Source organism: Ammoniphilus soli, from assembly GCF_040813775.1.
In genome coordinates this window covers 1-6497 of the sequence record NZ_JBEGDL010000078.1, presented here as the reverse complement: position 1 = coordinate 6497, position 6497 = coordinate 1, and the positions used below count along the sequence as shown (strand labels likewise).

Annotated in this window: 4 protein-coding genes; all 4 read right to left on the bottom strand. The window is 50.1% G+C overall.

The window, feature by feature from the left end; genetic code table 11:
- Nucleotides 1–628: 628 nt before the first annotated feature.
- Genes ABLT31_RS37860 through ABLT31_RS37845 form a run of 4 tightly spaced genes read right to left on the bottom strand, consistent with a single transcriptional unit; the run spans nt 629 to nt 6135 of the window.
- On the bottom strand, nt 629–2863 hold the full coding sequence (locus ABLT31_RS37860) for a molybdopterin-containing oxidoreductase family protein (RefSeq protein ID WP_367760889.1): 2235 nt from the start codon (nt 2861–2863) through the stop codon (nt 629–631).
- On the bottom strand, nt 2864–3427 hold the full coding sequence (locus tag ABLT31_RS37855) for a 4Fe-4S dicluster domain-containing protein (RefSeq protein ID WP_367760888.1): 564 nt from the start codon (nt 3425–3427) through the stop codon (nt 2864–2866).
- Between the two features lie 9 nt (nt 3428–3436).
- Nucleotides 3437–5308 (bottom strand): molybdate ABC transporter substrate-binding protein, encoded by a 1872-nt coding sequence (gene modA / locus ABLT31_RS37850; RefSeq protein ID WP_367760887.1) that lies wholly within the window; start codon nt 5306–5308, stop codon nt 3437–3439.
- Between the two features lie 17 nt (nt 5309–5325).
- Nucleotides 5326–6135 (bottom strand): ABC transporter permease, encoded by an 810-nt coding sequence (locus ABLT31_RS37845; protein ID WP_367760886.1) that lies wholly within the window; start codon nt 6133–6135, stop codon nt 5326–5328.
- Between the last annotated feature and the right edge of the window lie 362 nt (nt 6136–6497).

Sequence of the window (6497 nt, the reverse complement as noted above, 5' to 3'; positions counted from 1 at the left end):
CGTGTCGCTCCTCATGTCGCATCAGCGGTAGCTGAGGCTGCCCAGCGCAGTGGAGTAGCAAGACAATTGGTGAAAAATTAAGTAAAGAAAACTAGGCTGGCGCCAAGCCTTAAGGCTTTCCTTACCTTGACATCAACCCTACGGGTTCATTTAGATAAAATTTTATTTTATCTAAATGAAGGTGAAATCTTGATGTCAAGGTAGGGAACGACGGCAGCCTAGTTGCACTTATGCAGATAAAGAATTCTAGATATTTTATAAATTCTTATCTGCCAAAAAAAGGGGCATAAACAGTGTTTATGCCCCTATCCTTTATTTTGATTAATTTCGTTTTTGCACTCCAAGTCAAGAACACTTGGAGTTTTCGCAGCGATCAGAAGCAGAATTGACCCTTGCTCTTTTCAAGTGGGAATTAGTCATGGTTGATTGGCTGTCCGCGATTGGGTGTGGACATTCCATTTGAACGTAGTCAAATGGAATTGATCATCGCTAAGCTGCCTAAGGCCACCACCAGGTAATCGTATTCCAGCCTCTCTTCATCGGCTAGTTGGACAGCGCTTACATCTGGATGAATCGCTTCCACAACTGAATTTTTAGTCCAAAAGAAAAGTGCCCAGCGGGCACCAAGTCAAAACATATGAATCCGAACAACCGTATCGTTCCAGGCCTGCCCCCCTCCAATCGGATCGGTCCAATCGGGGATCAGTCGATTCGGGTTCACGCCCTTTCCTTGTGCTGTCTTGCCATACTGCCAATGTCCAAAGCTAGCGGAAATGGCCAGCACACGCGGGTGGATCGCTTCGGTTAGGTAGGCCTTCACCATCAGCTCACCTGTTTCCGAAATGATGCGAAACTCCGTCCCCGATTTAATCCCATAAGCTTCTGCGGTTCGCGGGTGAATCCAGCATGGATTATCGTCAACAATTTCCGTCAGCCACGCTTGGTTGGCCGTTCTGGATTGCGTATGCACATTCCATTTGAACGTCGTCAACACCAAGTCCTCCTCATTCAAATGCTGATGGGCTTCAATCGGATGATAGGTGGGCCACACCACCTGTTCCCCGCCTCCTTCGGGTATCGTAAGTTTACATTGAAACCGCCGATCCGAAGTCGAAAATCCTTTGACAATGTTACCTTTCCACACTCTTCCTACCATTCTCATGTTCCCGTCTTCCCCGATTAGGTAAGCGAGCCCCTCCTCCTCTGCCCGGATGTTCGGATCAGCTAAAGTATAGCAAGTTTCGGTGAGATAAGGCTCGTAGGGAACAGACGAGGACTCCTTCGTCCACATCCCTTCGGCCTTCAAACATTCCAAACCCCCTGGTACGGGTGCTGCCCACATTCGTACAAAGTGCTCCGCACTTTCAAACGGGAAGTAATAGGCCATATCTTCATCCATCCGGTGAGCGAGGTCGATGAGCGTTTCCCGAATGTCTCGGCATTCCCCCGGAGGTGGAACCACCGGTTGGCGAAGACCGACATAGGGCTTGAACGCAAACGAATTCCTCGCATCCAAGTCCCACTTTTCCAGAAACGTGGCGTCCGGCAAGATCAGGTCTGCCACTTCCGCCATTTCGCTGTAAAACGCATCAATCACCACATGAAAAGGGATCTTTTCTTCGTCTAGCAGCGTCTGCTTCACGAAGGTGGGTCCTTCCGGCCAGCTCATCGGCGCATTCACATAGTAAGAGAGAAGGGTATCCACCCTCGCCCTTCCTTCCGCAATATACGGAAAAATGGTACTGGAAACCGCTTTAGGATAAAGCTGATTGACGTAGGGGAAAACGGAAGGATGAGAAAGCTCGGTGCGAACCTTTGGTTTCGTCGGAAGCGGGCCCGGCTGCGGGACCGTATCATTCACGTCCCCTCGAATCCAACAGCATCCTCCTTTTTTTCCCAGACTCCCTACTAACGCGTTCAGACATAGAATTGCCCATTCGTTATGAAATCCATTTTCATGCGCGTGGGCTCCACGGTTCGTTAATGTCAAGGCACGCGGAGCGTGGGAGGCAAAGTCACGGGCTAAAGAGGTCAGGAGCTCCGCTGGAACTCCGCTTTCTCGTTCCGCCCACTCGGGCGTATAAACGGAGTAGTGCTGGCGCCATTCCTCAAGCGTCGCATTGGTCCAATCCTCTAAAAACTCGGTGTCCTGTAAATTCTCTCGGAGAATTACATGACCGATAGCTAATGCTACGATGCCATCTGTCCCAGGAAACAGGGGAATCCATTGGTCGGACTGAGCGGCAGTATTGGATAGCCTGACGTCAAAGGTAATGAGGCGCGCTCCGTCCCTTTTCGCTTTCGCTGCGCGCTGGAGCATGCCAACGTGGCCTTGATGGGCTTCATAAAAATTGCTGCCAAAATTGAGGATAAAGCGGGTATGCTCCAAATCCGGTGTATCCCAATCGACATCGCCAAGGGCTGCCCGAATGGCCATCCGCTTGTTTAAGGAACAGAGCCCTCGATGTCCTAGCCGATGCGGGGTTCCAAACGCATCCGTAAATCGCTCCAAAAACCCATTGCTTCGATCGCGCCCATAGAGCAACACGAGCTCTTCGGGACGATGTTCTTGGCGAAGGGGGCGTAACCGGGTGACGAGCGTGTCCAAGGCTTGTTCCCAGGTGATTCTTTCCCATTCTCCGCTCCCCCGTGGCCCTTTTCTTCGCATAGGATACAGAATCCGATCCGGGTCCTCCACCATGTTAATCGCAGCTTGCCCTTTGGCACATAATTTGCCGCGCGAATTGGGATCCTTCGGATTTCCTTCCAGCTTGAGGATTCGACCTTCCTTGACCTTAGCTACCATACCACAAACCGTACTGCAGTTTAAACACATAGTGGGAATCTGTTGAACAACCGACATCTACGCTTCCTCCTTGATTCCATTGAGTTTGCCTAGACGTCGCTGCAGTTCAGGAGTCAGTCCTTGGTACCGGACGCGAGGACGAGTGGGCACGGGTTCCCACTGCCCATAGCCCTCTTCTATCTCCCGTCCAAAGCTGATGGCATCCGTGGGGCAAGTACTCACACAGGCAGGCTGTTCCCCTACTTCCAGGCGGTTGATGCAAAAATCGCATTTATCTGCCTGATTCGTGATCGGATCTAGATATATGGCGCCATAGGGACACGCCTCTACACAGGTCCCCGATCCGATGCAAGCAGCGGAATCGATGCGGACGATTCCCTCCTCTGTTCGCTGAATGGCCTGAACCCCACAAGCCTGAAGACAGGGCGCCTCCTCACAATGTTGGCAAAGGGTCGGGACAAACGATCGGGACGTATGAGGAAACGTCCCCTGTTCGATGACCTGCACTCGATGCCGGAAGCTGCCTATCGGAGCTCGGTGCTCCGCTTTACAAGACACCGAGCAGGCATGGCAGCCACTGCAGCTATTCAGGTTGATAAGCATGACGTATCCAGAGCTCATAGCGGCCTCCTAATCCAACGGATCATAGCCGTGATGTATGAAGATTTCTTGCCCTTCATTGGAAAGTGAGAACTCTAAAAACTCTTGAGCTAATTCTGGATTCGGGGACACATTCGTGACAGCGATATAATTGGTCGCTTGAACGTTATACTCCTTCGGAATCTCCACAATGTCCACTTTTTGTTGGAAGTCTGGCGTTACGTCTGTTCGGTACACGATTCCGGCTTGGGCTTCGCCTAGCCCCACCTTCTGCAGTACTTGTTTCGTGCTGGTTTCAAAGGACACCACATTATCTAATACACGCTGCGGAAAATCCTCTCCGTATCCAACCTTCGCGTTATCAAAAATCTGTCGCGTATACGCCCCGATCGGTACATTATCAACGCCAATCACGAGCTTCACCGATTTGATTCCGAGATCCTCTAAGCCTTGAATGCCTGCCGGGTTCCCTTTCGGTACGACAATGACTTCATGTCCTTTGGAAACGGGGAAAAACTCATCGATCAGCCCTTGCTCCTTGACGGCTTCAATATGCATGAGGTCAGCGGAAAGAAAAATGTCTGCTTTAGCCCCTTGCTCTAGTTGCGTTCTTAAGATTTGGGTCCCGGCAAACGTAGCCCCCATTTCCACCGAGGGATGCTCTTCCTCAAACTTTTCCATCATCTCGTTAAATGGATGCGTCGCGTTAGCGGCCACCAAGGCGAACATTTCCTTCGTTGGCGCGACTGTGGCAGCCGTACTGACGGCATTGGTTTTTAGCCCGTAACCGGTTATCCCAACGGAGAGGATGACCGCCGCTGCGGCCAATAGTCCCTTCCATTTGGTCCGTTTTCCTCCCGTTGGGATCAGGCTTGGTTCGGGACTTGCGGAGGTCCGTGTCCGCTTCTTCACGACGGCACCTTCCACCACTCGGGCATGTTCTTCTTGTACCGAGGCAAAAACCTCTTGATTTACTTTATAATCCTGGGCTTCCACCAACTCCACTGGTACATCCGCTAGGATGGAAACTTCCCCTTCAATATGCAGGCGGACAAAGCCCCCTTGAAACGCCATATCTCTAATTTTCCCCGACCATTGGTATCGGCGAGGCTGCGATTCGTCCTTAATCTCGACATGCCAAGGATGGACGGAGACGAAGGATGGCTGTTCTTGACCTGGCTCCTCATGAGGAAGCAGGTTCGTTCCAATAAACTCCGCCACGAAGTCACTCGCCGGATACTGCGCAATCTCCCTAGAATTCCCCGATTGGATAATCACCCCTTGATCCATTACCGCCACCCTGTCCGCTAGCACGCGGGCATCCTCATAATCGTGCGTGACGACAATGCTAGGGATGGAAAGCTTCTGCAAGAGCTCCTTTAATTCCGTCCGAACATGTGAACGTGTGGAGACGTCCAGCGCGGATAGAGGTTCATCCAGCAAGAGCAGCTTCGGCCGGGTAACGAGTGCCCGGGCTAAAGCCACACGCTGTTGTTCTCCGCCAGACAGCATGGCTGGCTTTGCTTGGGCTAAATGGCGAATACCGAGAAAATCTAGAGCTTCTATGATCCGCTGCGTCCGTTCTTCCTGTTCCAAGTTAGAAATGCCGTAGCCTACGTTATTAAAGACCGTCAGATGGGGAAAGAGCGCGTAATTTTGAAACACATAGCCGATATTCCGTTCTTCCGGTGGCAGTTGAATGCCCTGCGATCCATCCCAAAGCGTTCGTCCATCCAGTTGAATCGATCCTTCATCCGGTGAAAGCAAACCTGCCAGCATCTTGAGCATTGTACTTTTCCCACAACCTGAATGCCCGATCAACACGAGCGTCTCCGCACCTATCTCTTGGGAGAGTTCTACTGTAAAATGACGCAGTCGCTTCTTTAATTGAAAAGATAACATGACCTACTTCCTCCTATCTATCGAGCTGTGCCCATAATTTTGCCTAAGAATTTTTCGATAAAGCTAACGAACAGCAACAAGGAAAAGGATACCGTTAACAGGAGTGCGGCAATCGAAACGGCCACATCAGCATCCGACTCCATTGCGGTGTAGATCGCGAGAGGCAACGTCTGCGTTTTACCTGGCAAATTCCCTGCAAACATCATCGTGGCCCCAAATTCCCCAAGGGCCAGGGCCCAGCTTAAGGCTACCCCCGTAAGGAGACCTGGCAAGGCGAGCGGCGTGCTGACGCGCCAGTACGTTTTCCAAGCATTAACGCCAAGCGTTTGCGATACAGCAATTAGCTGGTCATCCACCGCTTCAAACGCTTGTCGCGCCGTCGTTACATAGAAAGGGGAAGCCATAAAAATCTGCGCCATGACGACCGCAATCGAGGTAAACGGTACGGTCACCCCCAACACGCTTAGAGTCCCCCCCAGCATACCCCGCTGACCGAAGATCAGAAGCAATCCCACTCCCACAACCGCGGTCGGAGCCACGATCGGCATCTTCAAGGCGACTTCGAGCCCCTTCTTCCCTTTGAACTCGGACTTCGCTAACCAGTACGCTAAAGGCGTACCTAACGCGACAATAAAAATAAGAGCAATACTGGTGGTCTTCAAGCTTAAACTCAACGCCTGGTAGATCACTGGACTTTGCAGCTTCTCCAAGATCATCGCCGGACTCTTGGTGATAAACACCGACAATAAAGGCAATAAGAGGTATGTAATAATAACTCCAATAAGTAAAAATAAAACTAATTTTCCAACCTTTCTTGACAGAACCATTCTCTTCGCTTCCTCCTTTTACCTTTCATTAGTGATTGTTGATTTGACTGATTCGACGCAATGAATACAAAGACTTTCCCACTCCCTCTCAACATAATTAATCATAGATCATTATTTAATCATGATTAAATAATACATTATAAAGTAAATGTTATCAATATAATAATTTTTTGTTATAACAATAACAAAAAGAAGATTTCCAGGGCTAATTTAGCAAGAAAAAGAAAGAAGGGTGACCCCATTCAAGGAGTCACCCTTCCTTCTTTCAAATATAATACTGATAGTTTTCCTGCGTATCTTGAAGCAGAAAATGATAGTCCTCCATCTCCAAGCCTAATTCCTCAAAAACTTCAAATAGATTT

What these genes read in the sequence shown, in the direction of transcription:
- ABLT31_RS37860 (WP_367760889.1), bottom strand. Translation starts at nt 2,863, where the DNA reads ATGTCGGTTGTTCAACAGATTCCCACTATGTGTTTAAACTGCAGTACG.
- ABLT31_RS37845 (WP_367760886.1), bottom strand. Translation starts at nt 6,135, where the DNA reads ATGGTTCTGTCAAGAAAGGTTGGAAAATTAGTTTTATTTTTACTTATT.
- ABLT31_RS37855 (WP_367760888.1), bottom strand. Translation starts at nt 3,427, where the DNA reads ATGAGCTCTGGATACGTCATGCTTATCAACCTGAATAGCTGCAGTGGC.
- modA (WP_367760887.1), bottom strand. Translation starts at nt 5,308, where the DNA reads ATGTTATCTTTTCAATTAAAGAAGCGACTGCGTCATTTTACAGTAGAA.